Below are 13,522 nucleotides of genomic sequence, written 5' to 3'. Positions count from 1 at the left end.
TTTAATGACCAAGACATCTTCAACCCTTAAAAAATTCGGCACCTTCGGCGGTGTATTTACACCAACACTACTTACCATTCTCGGTGTTATCATGTATTTACGTTTGGGCTGGGTTGTCGGAAATGCAGGCTTGCTTGGTGCATGGCTTATCATTCTTATTTCATTTGTAATTACGCTTTGTACGGCACTCTCTATGTCGGCCATTACTACTAATATTCGTATCGGAGCTGGTGGTGCCTATGCTATTGTGTCTCAAGCTTTGGGACTCGAAGTTGGTGGCAGTTTGGGTATTCCGCGCTATATATCACAGGCATTGGCGGTTACCATGTATATTTTTGGTTTTCGTGAAGGTTGGATGGGGATTTTTCCAGAACATAATGCCTTTTTGGTCGATATGATTGTCTTTGCTTCCCTTTTTACCATTGCTTATATCAGTGCCAATCTTGCCATAAAAACCCAATACCTTATTATGGGCATTATTATCATCTCTTTCTTAGCGATTGTTGTTGCTGCTTATGATGGTTCCATGTACAAACCTATAAGCGATACCTTAAGTTGGGGTACTTTCAAAGGCTCAGTTGAAAACGGTTTTAGTGGCAGTAGTTTCTGGATTGTTTTTGCTGTTTTCTTTCCGGCAGCTACAGGTATTATGGCTGGTGCAAATATGTCTGGCGAACTCAAGAATCCTAAAAAAAGTATACCTACAGGAACACTTTGGGCAATTGGTGTTAGTTTCTTGATATATATGCTTTTAGCCTTTTGGATTTCACGTAGTGCTTCAGAACAAGAATTATTAACCAACTACTATGTTATGGTCGATAAAGCCTATTTTGGACCAGCCATTATAGCAGGTATTTTGGGAGCGACCTTTTCCTCAGCCTTAGCCTCAATTGTAGGCTCATCAAGAATATTGTATGCCATGGGAGCTCATAAGGTACTGCCCTATTCCAAGATATTAGCTGGTACAAGTCGTAATGGCCAACCAAGAAATGCCATGATGGTTACCGGACTTTTAATCTTTTTCACCTTATTACTTAGAAATCTTAACGCAGTTGCGCCTTTAGTAACCTTGTTCTTTTTAATTACCTATGCCATGATTAATATTGTTGTTATCATAGAACAGCGTTTGGGCTTAATCAGTTACCGTCCAATATTTAAGATTCATAAATTGGTGCCATGGTTTGGATTGATTTCTTCGGTTTTTGCCATGTTTATTATCAATCCGACTGTAAGTTTAATATCCATTGCCATCGTCCTTATGGTATATTGGTATTTATCCCGACAAAACTTAGAAACCCCTTTTGAAGATGTGCGTTCAGGCTTATTTGTATCCTTTGCCGAATGGGCAGCCAAGCATACTTGGGGCATGAAACAAAAACAACAACGTGCCTGGAAGGCCAATCTTATGGTTCCTGTACGCGATATCAATGGGCTCAGAGGAACATTTGAATTCTTAAGGAACATAGCAAAACCTAGGGGTTCCATAAAACTCTTGGGTATCGAACCTTTTACAGAGAGCAGTACCCTAACAACACAGCTCGAGGAGATATCAGCATCTTTCAGGGAAAAAGGAGTGTTCTCCTCCTCTACCGTTATTCATACAGACCAATTTGCTAATGGTATTAATTATGGCAGTCAGGCTTTAAACGGTGCTTTCTTCAGACCAAATATTATGTTTTTGAATTTACAGGATCATGATGACTATGAGCATGAGCTCAAACCAGTGATGAAAGAATCTATACGACTTGAAATAGGCATCTTATTGTTCAACTTGCATACCACTACCCTTTTAGGACAGCGCAATACCATTAATGTTTGGGTGAGTGATCGCAGAGGCAACTGGGAATTGGGTGGCTTGGATATTGGAAACTTAGATTTATCCATTCTCGTGGCCTATAAACTCAAAATGAATTGGAATGCCAATATCCGCTTAATTACAGTGGTTGAAAATCCTGAGGATGAGACAAATGCACAAGTCTTTTTAGAATCCCTTAAAGAATTGGCACGTTTACCACAAATCCTTATTGAAGTTTCCGTGGGACAATTTAAAGGTTATGTTGCTAAGGCTCCTTCTGCTGACCTTAACATATTTGGTATGCAAGATACGCTGCCCTATGACTTTATAAAGACAATGTCACAAAAAACCAACAGTAGTTGCCTATTTGTAAAGGATTCTGGGCACGAAAGTATATTGGCTTAATCTATAAGTTTTTTAAGATTAAATTTCCTCCTCAGTGGGTTCCACCACTTTTAACTTGCCTTGATACCGGATAAATGTCTTTAGTGAAGGTGATATGTTAATTTCAACATGGTTGTTAGGAAATACTAAAAGCTCTACATCATAAATTTCAGAAGGTTCACGAGCATCATTTATACGATACGTTATCTGCCAAGCAGACTTTTTCTCGTTCTTAACGACTTTATAATTTTCTGGTTTGCCATCAAATAGAATACCATGGCCCGAACTACTATAATGGCTACCTTTAAGGCGCTGTTCGCCAAAAAAAGGCAAATCACCTTTCGCTTTGGTTTTATTGCTGATTTCAATAAAATGACCATCATCAATTACATCGATTCTACTGGCATTATTACTTGTTTGAGGTAATAAGGTTTGATTTAATACCTGTAATGTCGCAGCCGTATTAAATGGGTAAACAGCTTCAATATCTACGCGATAGCTCTGATCATTTAATATGGTTTCTAATGTGGCCAATTGTGCCGATTTCTCAGCTAAACTCATATTGTCCGTTGATTTACAACCAAAATTAAAAGCTAATAAGCCTACTATGAGCACTTTAATCAAGTTCTGTGGTATAATTTTTATTCTCATAACTGACTTGAATATAAGTATTTATGTTCATATATGCAATAAGATTAACACTGTCTTAAAACTTTATTGATGACATTTTATGATTAATTACGATAATTTAATAAATCCTATAAAATATCAAAAAATGAAAAAAATAGCCTTCATTCTACTCGCTGTTGGGTTTCTAATGGCCTGTTCATCAGACAATGACACTGACAACAATCAAATGCAAAACCCAATAGAAATAGGCGAATATTCATTAGTGCTTAATGGTGCTGGTTTTACAGAGCAACGTGTAGAGCTATTTAATGATACTATCAATTTTGTAGGTCCTGGGTCCTTATTTGCGGCTAGTGATGATTTTAATAATGCGCTAAGCGTTATTGTGCCTTCGTCTTCTGAAGAAGCTATAAATACTATTGAAGCTTATCCTGAAAACCCCATGCATCCTTCTGGTTTTGAAGCCAATACAGCTTCTTTCTTTATGGGTGAAGACGTATATCGCTCGGAAAATGGCACATTCGAACTGGAAGCCTTTGAGTTTAACGGTGATATGTGTGCAGTTTGGACCGGTAATCTCAATATTAACTTTACATTAAATGGTTCAGGTGGTGAAACGCTCAATGTTACTGGTACCTTTGAAGTATTTTCCGAAGGTTGCAATTCGGACAATTAAATAAAAATAGTTTAACAATTAGTTAGTTATATAGTCCTAGTGTAAGTTCTTTAATGCTGGGACTTCTTCTATTTTAGTGGTAATTGCGTTTCTGCTTCATTCTCTACCCTTTCCCATAAATAGTCCGAGGTCAATCTAAAACTACCTAAATAACTAAAATCACAACTATTGGGATCAATAATGGATAAGAAAGGGGTTTCTTTAGCATTGTTGTACAAATGGTAAGTTTCTCCAATTAAAGGCTCAAAAGTAAACTTGGCATTGGTCACCAATTCATTATATTCCATGACTTTTAACAACTCTTCGTATTCTGCCTTAATAGCTTCGTATTTAGTTTTTAAATGCTTATTGGCTTTATAGATTTGTGAGCTTTTCCAACTACCATTATTAGGCAACTTTATTTGTGGAGCACCTACATTGGTCGCATAGGGTCTAAAAGCTGCATCGTAGCGTTGTTGGTCTTCATCAAAAACCACTAAGTCAGGTCGTTTCTTCGTATTTTTTGGATTCTTTTTCATAGGACTTTGGATGCAAAAATACGTATTTTTGTAGCGTGAACTATCTTAAAGAATACCTAAAATGAATGCACTTAATGTCTACGGCCAACCTTTAATAGCCTGCTGCACTGATCCAATGACTGGTTATTTTAGAGATGGATTTTGCCGTACCATGCCACAAGATACAGGGACACATGTGGTTTGTGCCAAGGTAACCGATGAATTTTTGAATTACACCAAATTAAAAGGGAACGATTTAAGTACACCTATACCACAATGGCAATTTCCGGGACTTAAAGCTGGTGATAAATGGTGTTTATGTATGTCGCGTTGGTTAGAGGCGGAAAAGGCTGGTTTTGCACCAAAAATTGATTTAAAGGCTACACATATTAAAGCTTTAGAATTTGCTCGCCTTGAGCTTTTAGAAGCCTATGCAATAGACTAAACGCCTTCTAATCTTCTTTCATAAAATTTAGTAAATTTTTTACAACCTTAGAACTTGGTAATAGATGGCTTTTATATAAAATATGTCATTCATCGAAAGCCGTTTTTAAATTCTACAGTTTGTCGGACTTAGGTATCCACTTATCAAATAAATTTATTGGTGTCTTACTTTCATAATTAAATTTACATAAAGATTTCCCCTCAATCTACCATTTAAAAGTTTATGTATTATGTATAAGAATTTAGCCTTATTTAACCAGATTAATAGTCTATCCTACTGGTTATTAAAAGAAAGTAATTACAAAAGTTCAATTACACTGGATGCTACAGATGATAGTTTTTTCATTTCTGTAAAGAATGGAATAGAGTCCATCTACAAACATCATATTGAGGATTTTAGTAAAAAAGATGATAAATATTTACATTTTGAGCTCTCTTCTATTGCCCATCATCTATTACATATTAAACGCTCAATAACTAACGAAAACCGTATAGCTGTTTAAACATTTGTTATTGAAATAATCCACTTATTGTGTAATTAAATGTCAATACATCAGAAATGGGCTAATCTTCTTGCGGAAAAGCATGAATCTTCTCAAACTTTTTATCAAGATTAGTCTATAGATATGAGTTTAATTTCTTTTGGTAAACATCTATCAACTACTTTAAAAAATTGTGTGTGCTTTTGCTGATACTTTCGGCATATATATAGAAGCTTTATGATGACATTTTTAATGTCATACGATATATATAACATAAGCTAAATATATCTAATCATGAAGAAAAAAATTCTACGCATTTTATTTGTATTATGTCTTATTTCTTGTTCCTCTAACGATGATGATTCCGGACAACAAGAACCAAACGGAAATGCACATATTTCATTAACAGTGAATGGCGGTGGTTTTAATAATCATCGTGCTGAACTTTACAGGGATACCATTAATACTGGAGCAGGTGTTATATTTGGTGCTTCAGACTTTGCAAATGGCGCTTCCACTAATCGTTTGCGTTTTGAAATTCCAGCCTTTATGCCCGAACCTTTGGGGACTTATGATATTGGCAACTATAACGATATTACCGAATTTTATGATGCCAGGTTTTCATTCATGGATGAGGATTACGACTCTGTAGATGGTCAGGTAGTCATAGATGATTTTGAATTCCATGAAAACTGCGCAATATGGCGTGGGAATCTAAACATTAATTTCCTTTTGAATGGAGAAGGCACAGATTTAGTTAACATTCAAGGTGTAATAGATATACCGACCTTTACTTGTGAATAATAACAAAGATCTCTTTAAGAAAGGATTCTCGTACTTGTTAAAGTAATGTAGCAATCCTTTCTTTTACTAATCTTCTGGAGGATAACCATGAATCTCTTCAAACTTCTCATCAAAGTTCGTACGCAGATAAGAATTCAATTTCTTTTGGTAATCGTCCTTTAACCATTTTAAAAAATTGCCTGTACTCTTACTGATACACTTTGCATAAATTTCGATACGTTGGTTAATGTCATCCTTAAGGAGTTTGGCCAAAGCCAGTGCATCATAGACATCTTCACTATTTTCGATACAAATCTTAGCATGATGTTCTATAGAACGCTCTAATACTACTTTTGAGGATTCACCAGCATCGACAGCATCTTTATAAGCTTGTTTAATATCGAAATAAGTGTCTTCAGACTTTGAGAATTCGTCTTTAATCTCATCAGCGAGTTCATGCCTAAAATTGGCCTCAATAGCCTCATCACTCTTAATACGGTCTGCAAACCAGTTTGGTGATTTAAAGATGAGTTGCCAATCTAAATCCGCTCCCCAAGGACCAAATCGGTATAGATTGTTTCCAAGGTCAATGACTGTAAACTTGGATTTATTATTCAAAATACGAGAGCCACGGCCTATCATTTGATAATACAAGGTCAAGGATTTAGTCGCCCGGTTTAAGATAATTGTATCTATGGTTGGTTCATCAAAACCAGTGGTTAAAATACTAACGGAAGTCAATATCGCATTCGGTGTTTCATGAAACCAATCCAAAATTTGTCTACGTTGTTTTTTAGTAGCTGTATTGTCTAAATGCATAATGGGCAATCCTGCTTGTCGAAACGCATAGTACACACTAATCGATGTATTAATCCCATTATTAAAAATCAAGGTCTTCTTCCCTAGTGCATGCTTTTTGTATGCATCTACTGTTTTTTGAAGCATTGCAGGACTGGTATATAAATCTTCAGAAGATTTTACAGTATAATCTCCATTGGAGCCTACTTCTAAAGACGTTAATCCCATATCGTAGGCATAGGTTTCACAGCGCGCCAAAAATTCGTTTTCTATCAAATTTTCTATAGTTTCACCTGCAATAAGTTCATTATAATTGCCTTTCATAGGAAGTTCCTTGTTAGAACTCAAGGGAGTTGCCGTTACTCCCAGAATAAAGGACTTTTCGAAGAATTTAAAGAGTTTGGTAAATGAGTTATAATGAGCCTCGTCAATAATTACCAATCCTACATCTGAAATATCCAGCATATCGTCATTCAAACGATTATTTAGTGTCTCTACCATAGCTACAAAACACGAATAGTTTGATTGATCATCCAGGTTAGCCTTGCTATCGACCACTTTATTGGTCACTCCAAAACTCGTTAACATCTCTGAGGTCTGTCTGCAAAGCTCAATACGATGCGTCATTACCAAAACTTTCTTATCGTGATTTTTAAGGTATTGGCGCACCATCTCAGAAAAAATTACTGTCTTTCCACCACCTGTTGGCAATTGGTATAACAAATGATAATCTTCGGGAGCGTTATCGAATTTATCAAAGATTTGACTTATGGCACCTTGTTGGTATTCGTATAATTCCTTATCGGTTTTCTTTTCTTGAATGGCCTGATGGTCTTGAGACATAACTGTTGCTTAAAGATTCAAAGCTGCAAAAATAAGCTATTTAAGGCGATGTTAAAGCCATTTGCAATTAACAATATTTGTTTTAATTTCGCGTTCATTCAATCAAAAGTTAATCGAGTTAATGAGAACCCTAACCCTCAGTCTCACATTTCTGTTGTTTTGTTGTTTTGCCTTTGCGCAAAATGATAGCCTTTCCAAGACCATAAAGATTAAGCTTCCTACCACGTTTAAGAAAGCTGAATTAATTAATGAAGTGGAAATTCCCCTACAATCAAATTCGGATAATATTATAGAAAGAAGTATTGATATTAAAAGTGACTATTGGGATACAACAGTCTATAATCCTTATAAAAATACGGTTTCAGAATTTCCTTTGAATATTAAATTTGAAGATAGTACTTATGCTTCTCCTGTGCCCCACAAAAAAGTGATTACATCGCGCTATGGTTGGCGAAGAGGACGACCGCACAAAGGTATAGATATAGATTTGGTTACGGGCGATTCTGTAGTGGCTATGCTTGATGGTATTGTACGCTTTGCCAGATATAGTCGTGGTCATGGGAGAACGGTCGTAGTTCGTCATTATAATGGTTTGGAAACAACCTATGCCCACTTATCTCGAATTGCCGTAAAAGCAAATGATACTGTGGCTAAAGGCCAATATCTAGGAAAAGGTGGCAATACAGGAAATTCTAGAGGTAGTCATTTGCATTTGGAGACAAGGTACAAAGGTGAACATATTCATCCAGAGTATCTTTTTAATTTAGATGAGACAAATTCAATGCGATCTCAAGATATGTGGGTCACCCGAAAATGGACCAGGGCTAGCTATCATAATTCTAGACGATTGTCTAAATTAGCTTTGTATGAAACCAAAGAAGAAGCCCTATCGAGTTTAGAAAAGCAACGTAAAGTCTATGTTGTGCGGAAAGGAGATACCTTATCACGGATTTCGAGACGAAACAATACAACGATTACGGCCATTTGCAGGACCAATAAAATACAACGTAATTCTACCCTTAGAATTGGTCAGAAATTGATTCTGGAATTATAATTTTCTAATAGGAACATAAAAGTCTTCTTCCGAGTCTGGACTGCCGTTTTTATAGTTTTCTCCCATGACTTGAAAATGCGGCCTATCATCTATAATATAACCTGATGTCGGTAACCATTCCGTTATAATCCGTTGATAGGTAGCGCCAGCGTCCATGCCTTTATGAAGGAATACAGCGTATATGCCACCTGGAATTGTGTAAGGTTGCATCTGCTCAGGAATCATTTCGGAACCCGAAACCTCTACAGCAGCCCAAATATCGAATGGCGTTTCAAAATCATTAAAATTTGCATAATCTTGTAACGCTATATATTCATGGTTAATAGGACTTGTGATTTCACGTGTCCTTGGCATAAATTGTTTCCAAAGTGCGATGATATTCTCATACTCGTAACGCAACATTAGGCTTTTCATACCAATAAGCATTTTTTCTGATATCGTAATAATTTTTGGAGCTATCATTGGTATAAATAAAACCACTATCATATGATAATAGTTTCAAATTATTTAATATTTGGGAATTAGACTTTCTTCACTTTTACAGCATTCATACCTCGTTGTCCTTTTTCAAGCTCAAAAGTTACTTTATCATTTTCAGTAATCTCATCTATAAGGCCGCTAACATGAGTAAAATACTTTTCATTGGTTTCTGTATCTAAAATAAATCCATAGCCTTTAGAACCATTAAAGAATGACACCTTCCCTTTTCTAATAGGGTCAAACTCTTCCTTAACATATTCCTTTTTTGGAATACCAATATCGATGTTTTCTGCTTTTACCTTCACTTTCATGGAAGGGTCTGGAGGTATATCAGTAAGGTTACCATTATAATCCACATAAGCCATAGGTATACCTGTTGATCCGTTTTCTTCCTTAGAGAGTTTACGCGCCTCCATCTTTTTACGCTTTTCCTCTCGCTTTTTTAATCGTTTTTTTTCTTTTTCACTTTTACTAAATGTCTGCTGTGATCGACCCATTCATTTTTTATTATAATTAATTATCAGTGTTTGCTTATGAAAATTTATAATGCAAACAAGTTAATTAACTTAACAATGAATCGTATTAAAAACCAGAAAAGATAACGTAGAATTAATGTTACTAATTTGGTAGTATCTTCAATAAACTTAGTACAAATATACGATTATATATCTTTAATCTTACCGACTTGAGTAATTTCAGAATTGGCACGCTTTGCAGTCAAAAAGGCATTGCCATTAGGTTTAACATCAATATAAAATCCTACATTATCCGAGGTAAATTCAATCGAAATTTGCTGTGAATCGTCATCAAAGTTAACATTGTAGTTCTTCATTCTTCCATCTACTTCAATTGTCGTTCTTTTAGAGCTCAAAGACGATACTTTTCCTGAAACATTATTTCGATCAACAGTTACCGTATTAGAATTCACTTCTAGTCGTTCTCGTTTCTTATTATGGTAAACCATTTCACCAACAAACTGGTAATCCTTAGACTGCACTATAGCTTTTATTTTATTATAGGTCGCTTCGAATTTTTCCTTTTGAGAAACCTTAGATTGCGCGTAACTCGTCACCACGCTCGAAAAGCCTAGAAATATAGTTAATAGAATTAATCGTTTCACTATTATTTATTTTGGATCTAATATAGTGTTTATTCTTTCAAAACAATAATGAATTAAAGTTTTAGCTATTTCTTAAAACCTGTAAAAAAACCATGGTTATTCTTTAATTCTAGAGTATTTTTGCAAAAAATTTGATATGCTAAACATGTTATCAACATTTAGAATAGTCGCTTTTTTGGAAGGAGTTTCTTATATTTTATTGTTATTTATCGCAACACCTGTAAAGTACTTTGGGGACGACCCACAATATGTAAAGATACTTGGTATGCCTCATGGTCTTTTATTTATGGCTTATGTAGTCATTGCGGTACTGATAAGTAAAGAAATGAAATGGTCAACAAGAACCTTATGGGTTGTACTTATTGCAGCGGTAATCCCTTTTGGAACATTTTATATCGACAAAAAATATTTAAAGAACGTACATGCATAATTTAAGACATTATATCTACGATTGGTTGGTTGAAAAAGGTATAGCTGAGCATATAGCTAAATACCTAAATATGTTTATTCTCCTCATAGGCGTGTTACTAATTGCTTTACTAGTTGATTTTGTAACCAAGCGTTTGCTTTGGAAATTTTCTTCGAGCTTGGCTAAGCGCACTAAAACAAATTTTGATGATATCTTAATACAAAATAAACTCCCGAGGAATATTGCACATATTATCCCTCTTATCATCCTCATTGAATTTGTGCCAGATGTTTTTTCTGATTTTCCTTACGTGGAAAACATAATTGAAAAGTCACTTAAGGTCATCGCCATTTTATTGACCTTAAGAATTATAAGGAGTTTCTTTTATTCTGTAAGAGACTATCTCAAAACCTTACCAAAATATAAGGATAAGCCACTTTACAGTTACATACAGGTGGTTATGATATTCCTCTGGGTACTGGCTATATTCGCAATTTTCGCCATCATTACCGGAATATCCTTCATTCAATTTTTTGCAGGTATCGGTACCGCCTCAGCCATTATAATTTTAGTTTTCAAGGATACCATATTAGGCTTTGTGGCTAGTATCCAAGTGACCGTAAACGATATGGTTCGTATTGGTGATTGGATCACTTTTGAAAAATATGGTGCAGATGGTGATGTGACGGAAATAACGCTCGCAACCGTAAAAGTTCAGAATTGGGATAAAACCATAACCACAATTCCCACTTATGCACTGATCTCGGACTCCTTTAAGAATTGGCGCGGCATGATGAATTCTGGTGGGCGACGTATAAAACGCTCTGTTATTATAAAAACGTCAACCATTAAGTTTCTGACAGATGATGATATAGAACGTTTTAAGAAAATTGAATTGGTATCCAACTACATTAATCAAGCTTCAGAAACGATAAAAAAACACAATATGGAAAGAGGCATTGATAAGTCCGTATTGATCAATGGCCGTAATCTCACCAACTTTGGTGTGTTTAGAAAGTATCTTCAGACTTATATGGATAACCACTCAGCGATTAATAAAAGTATGACATTGATGGTAAGGCAGTTAGAACCTACACCACAAGGTATTCCTATGGAAATCTATGCTTTTAGCAGCGACATCCGTTGGCAAAATTATGAATACATCATGGGTGATATTTTTGACCATGTGCTGGCCTCAGTGAAGTTTTTCGATTTAGAAATCTATGAGTTAGCGGTAGCAACTACGGATTAGTTCCATTTTTTAGGCGGTGTTTATAAATGCTATCTTGGTTTTGATAGGATTTACGCTTACCATCTGGTCCTAAGTTAACCATGATCATAGAAATTTTTTCAAGTTTGATGACCTTAATGCCAATAAGAAAGGGCTAATTAAAATTAATTAGCCCTTTCTTCTGTAATATATTAATGTTTGTTATTTCACAATAAACTTTAATGTTTCCGTCTCGCCAGATTGCAATACAACCTTAGCAAAGTATAAACCGGTATTAAGATCTGATAAATCAAAACTGTTTGCATCAGCTATACTTGTATTCAATATACGTTTTCCATCAATAGAATACACATCAAGGTCTCCGCTTATAGTTTTACTGAATGATAAATTCTTTGAGGAAATTAAATAATCCATTACAATTGACGATTCTGTGAAATCATTAATTGATAAGCTCAAATCTGCCCAATTGAGCGCTACACTTGGTAAACCGATATGTCCGCCAAATCTAGCCGAAGGTGTTATATTCCAAGGGAAAGCCATTCGATCTACACTTCCTGAAGCCTCAAACATTGGTAAAGGTGCTGATAATGTTGCTGTTCCTGGTTCACCGTTACTATAATCCGGATCAATAAATAAATCCAATTGATCATCATTTGAACTTGGGTTAATTGTATATTTCAATACCACGAGGTGATCGGTATTATAATCATATTCAGTAGGTGTTATAGCACCTGCATTTGAAGGATCACCCGTTTTGATCCCAAAATTAAAACCAGTACCGCCAGATTCTTCTACCCATAGTCTTAATGTTGTACTAAAGCTCGATCCACTCATTACGCGCATAACATCTCGGACAGTTCCTGAAGATGATGGTGCACTAGAAACATTAATTACAAAACTCACATAAAATGTTCCAGATGTTATAGTAGAATTAAATATATGCCCTACCCCATCCGTTTCTTGGGTGTTATCTGCAAAAAGGCTATTAGGTGAGCTCCCGTAATCAGTATATGAGAGTGCAACATCTACAATTGGCGATAAAGGGCCTCCACCAATCGATGATCCTGTTCCTCCCATTGAAGTATCATTTGACCAACCGTTTTGCCCATTTAAGGGCTGATTGATTGTTAAACTACTGAAGTCGTCTTGAAAAACGACCTGAGCATTAATGCTGTAAACAAATAGTAAATTTGTAAATAAAAACGTAATTTTTTTCATATTGATGATTTTTAGTTATTTAAATTTACAAATTTATTTTTCATTTAATCTATTTCTTACAAATTCTACCTTGGTTTTGCCATGGGGTTTGGGTTTACCGTCTGATCCCAAATTTACCATAGTGATATTATCAACAGTAAGAATAGTTTCTCTGGTCATCTTATTTCTGGCCTCGCACTTCATGGTAATGGAGGTTTTTCCAAATTTGATAACTTCTATCCCAATTTCAACGATATCGCCTTGTTTGGCTGATGCCATAAAATTGATTTCGGATATAAACTTGGTTACGATTTTTGAGTTTTCGAGCTGAATAATGGTATAAAGCGCCACCTCCTCGTCAATCCAGGCCAATAGCTCACCACCAAATAATGTACCATTAGGATTTAAATCTTCGGGTTTTACCCATTTACGTGTATGGAATCTCATTTTAATGATTTGTTATTATGAAAATGTCAATTCGAGTATAACTCCAAAGTATGAGGTATCACGAACTCTTTTAAAAAATCGATTTCTTGATACAATTTTCTAATCAGAAAATCACTCAAACTGACAAAACATAATATTTACAATAATTTTATTTGCTGATCCTCATTAGGAATCTTTAAGTCGGTTCCTAATTCGTCATTCAATTTTTTTATAAAATAGGCCGAAAGCAGTGGCGACTCTTTTTCAATATTC

Annotated in this window: 16 protein-coding genes and 1 pseudogene; 8 read left to right on the top strand and 9 right to left on the bottom strand. The window is 35.3% G+C overall.

The window, feature by feature from the left end; genetic code table 11:
- The first annotated feature begins 4 nt into the window (after nucleotides 1-4).
- Complete coding sequence (locus tag Q0992_RS00355) at nucleotides 5-2,200, top strand: amino acid permease (protein WP_299519091.1); 2,196 nt, start codon at nucleotides 5-7, stop codon at nucleotides 2,198-2,200.
- A gap of 18 nt (nucleotides 2,201-2,218) precedes the next feature.
- Here Q0992_RS00355 and Q0992_RS00350 read toward each other — a convergent pair whose 3' ends face one another.
- Nucleotides 2,219-2,830 carry a DUF4251 domain-containing protein gene (locus Q0992_RS00350; protein ID WP_299519088.1) on the bottom strand — a complete coding sequence of 204 codons (612 nt, stop codon included), beginning with the start codon at nucleotides 2,828-2,830 and terminating at the stop codon, nucleotides 2,219-2,221.
- A gap of 124 nt (nucleotides 2,831-2,954) precedes the next feature.
- On the opposite strand from Q0992_RS00350, the gene Q0992_RS00345 reads away from it, so the two are divergent.
- Nucleotides 2,955-3,485, top strand: coding sequence for a hypothetical protein (locus tag Q0992_RS00345; protein ID WP_299519086.1), 531 nt, complete (start codon nucleotides 2,955-2,957; stop codon nucleotides 3,483-3,485).
- Nucleotides 3,486-3,553: 68 nt separating this feature from the next.
- Here Q0992_RS00345 and Q0992_RS00340 read toward each other — a convergent pair whose 3' ends face one another.
- A complete protein-coding gene (locus Q0992_RS00340) occupies nucleotides 3,554-4,003 on the bottom strand; it encodes a DUF2452 domain-containing protein (RefSeq protein WP_299519084.1) in 450 nt (149 codons plus the stop codon).
- A gap of 61 nt (nucleotides 4,004-4,064) precedes the next feature.
- Between Q0992_RS00340 and Q0992_RS00335 the strand changes: the two genes are divergently transcribed.
- The 3 genes from Q0992_RS00335 (at nucleotide 4,065) to Q0992_RS00325 (ending at nucleotide 5,712) form a co-directional block, all read left to right on the top strand.
- Nucleotides 4,065-4,427, top strand: coding sequence for a DUF2237 domain-containing protein (locus Q0992_RS00335; protein ID WP_299519082.1), 363 nt, complete (start codon nucleotides 4,065-4,067; stop codon nucleotides 4,425-4,427).
- Nucleotides 4,428-4,656: 229 nt separating this feature from the next.
- Nucleotides 4,657-4,929, top strand: coding sequence for a hypothetical protein (locus Q0992_RS00330; protein WP_299519079.1), 273 nt, complete (start codon nucleotides 4,657-4,659; stop codon nucleotides 4,927-4,929).
- A 273-nt stretch (nucleotides 4,930-5,202) separates the two neighbouring features.
- Nucleotides 5,203-5,712, top strand: a complete 510-nt coding sequence (locus Q0992_RS00325; protein WP_299519077.1) for a hypothetical protein — start codon at nucleotides 5,203-5,205, stop codon at nucleotides 5,710-5,712.
- A 66-nt stretch (nucleotides 5,713-5,778) separates the two neighbouring features.
- Here Q0992_RS00325 and Q0992_RS00320 read toward each other — a convergent pair whose 3' ends face one another.
- A complete protein-coding gene (locus tag Q0992_RS00320; protein WP_299519075.1) occupies nucleotides 5,779-7,332 on the bottom strand; it encodes a DEAD/DEAH box helicase family protein in 1,554 nt (517 codons plus the stop codon).
- Between the two features lie 121 nt (nucleotides 7,333-7,453).
- Here Q0992_RS00320 and Q0992_RS00315 point away from each other — a divergent pair, with 121 nt between their 5' ends.
- Nucleotides 7,454-8,386, top strand: coding sequence for a peptidoglycan DD-metalloendopeptidase family protein (locus tag Q0992_RS00315; protein ID WP_299519074.1), 933 nt, complete (start codon nucleotides 7,454-7,456; stop codon nucleotides 8,384-8,386).
- On the opposite strand, the gene Q0992_RS00310 is transcribed toward Q0992_RS00315, so the two are convergent.
- From Q0992_RS00310 to Q0992_RS00300, 3 genes are all read right to left on the bottom strand, one after another.
- On the bottom strand, nucleotides 8,381-8,872 hold the full coding sequence (locus Q0992_RS00310; protein ID WP_299519072.1) for a GyrI-like domain-containing protein: 492 nt from the start codon (nucleotides 8,870-8,872) through the stop codon (nucleotides 8,381-8,383). The two genes, Q0992_RS00315 and Q0992_RS00310, sit on opposite strands and share 6 nt — an antisense overlap.
- 35 nt (nucleotides 8,873-8,907) lie before the next feature.
- Nucleotides 8,908-9,363, bottom strand: coding sequence for a cold shock domain-containing protein (locus Q0992_RS00305; RefSeq protein ID WP_299519071.1), 456 nt, complete (start codon nucleotides 9,361-9,363; stop codon nucleotides 8,908-8,910).
- Nucleotides 9,364-9,527: 164 nt separating this feature from the next.
- Nucleotides 9,528-9,986 (bottom strand): DUF4251 domain-containing protein, encoded by a 459-nt coding sequence (locus Q0992_RS00300; protein WP_299519068.1) that lies wholly within the window; start codon nucleotides 9,984-9,986, stop codon nucleotides 9,528-9,530.
- 145 nt (nucleotides 9,987-10,131) lie between these two features.
- On the opposite strand from Q0992_RS00300, the gene Q0992_RS00295 reads away from it, so the two are divergent.
- Entirely contained in the window at nucleotides 10,132-10,416 is a 285-nt protein-coding gene (locus Q0992_RS00295) for a DUF3817 domain-containing protein (protein ID WP_299519066.1), read from the top strand.
- Entirely contained in the window at nucleotides 10,409-11,647 is a 1,239-nt protein-coding gene (locus Q0992_RS00290; protein WP_299519064.1) for a mechanosensitive ion channel domain-containing protein, read from the top strand. Before Q0992_RS00295 ends, Q0992_RS00290 begins: the two co-directional genes overlap by 8 nt.
- Before the next feature lie 180 nt (nucleotides 11,648-11,827).
- Here Q0992_RS00290 and Q0992_RS00285 read toward each other — a convergent pair whose 3' ends face one another.
- The 3 genes and pseudogenes from Q0992_RS00285 to Q0992_RS00275 form a co-directional block, all read right to left on the bottom strand.
- Complete coding sequence (locus tag Q0992_RS00285; RefSeq protein WP_299519062.1) at nucleotides 11,828-12,844, bottom strand: T9SS type A sorting domain-containing protein; 1,017 nt, start codon at nucleotides 12,842-12,844, stop codon at nucleotides 11,828-11,830.
- A gap of 33 nt (nucleotides 12,845-12,877) precedes the next feature.
- Nucleotides 12,878-13,270, bottom strand: coding sequence for a hotdog domain-containing protein (locus tag Q0992_RS00280; RefSeq protein ID WP_299519059.1), 393 nt, complete (start codon nucleotides 13,268-13,270; stop codon nucleotides 12,878-12,880).
- Nucleotides 13,271-13,407: 137 nt separating this feature from the next.
- Nucleotides 13,408-13,522, bottom strand: a pseudogene (locus Q0992_RS00275) (DUF72 domain-containing protein); the annotation flags it as partial.

Origin of the sequence: Winogradskyella sp. (assembly GCF_028289625.1) — a bacterium.
Taxonomy (GTDB): domain Bacteria; phylum Bacteroidota; class Bacteroidia; order Flavobacteriales; family Flavobacteriaceae; genus Winogradskyella.
The sequence above is the reverse complement of the archived record's forward strand: the minus strand, read 5'-3'. Positions and strand labels throughout refer to the sequence as shown.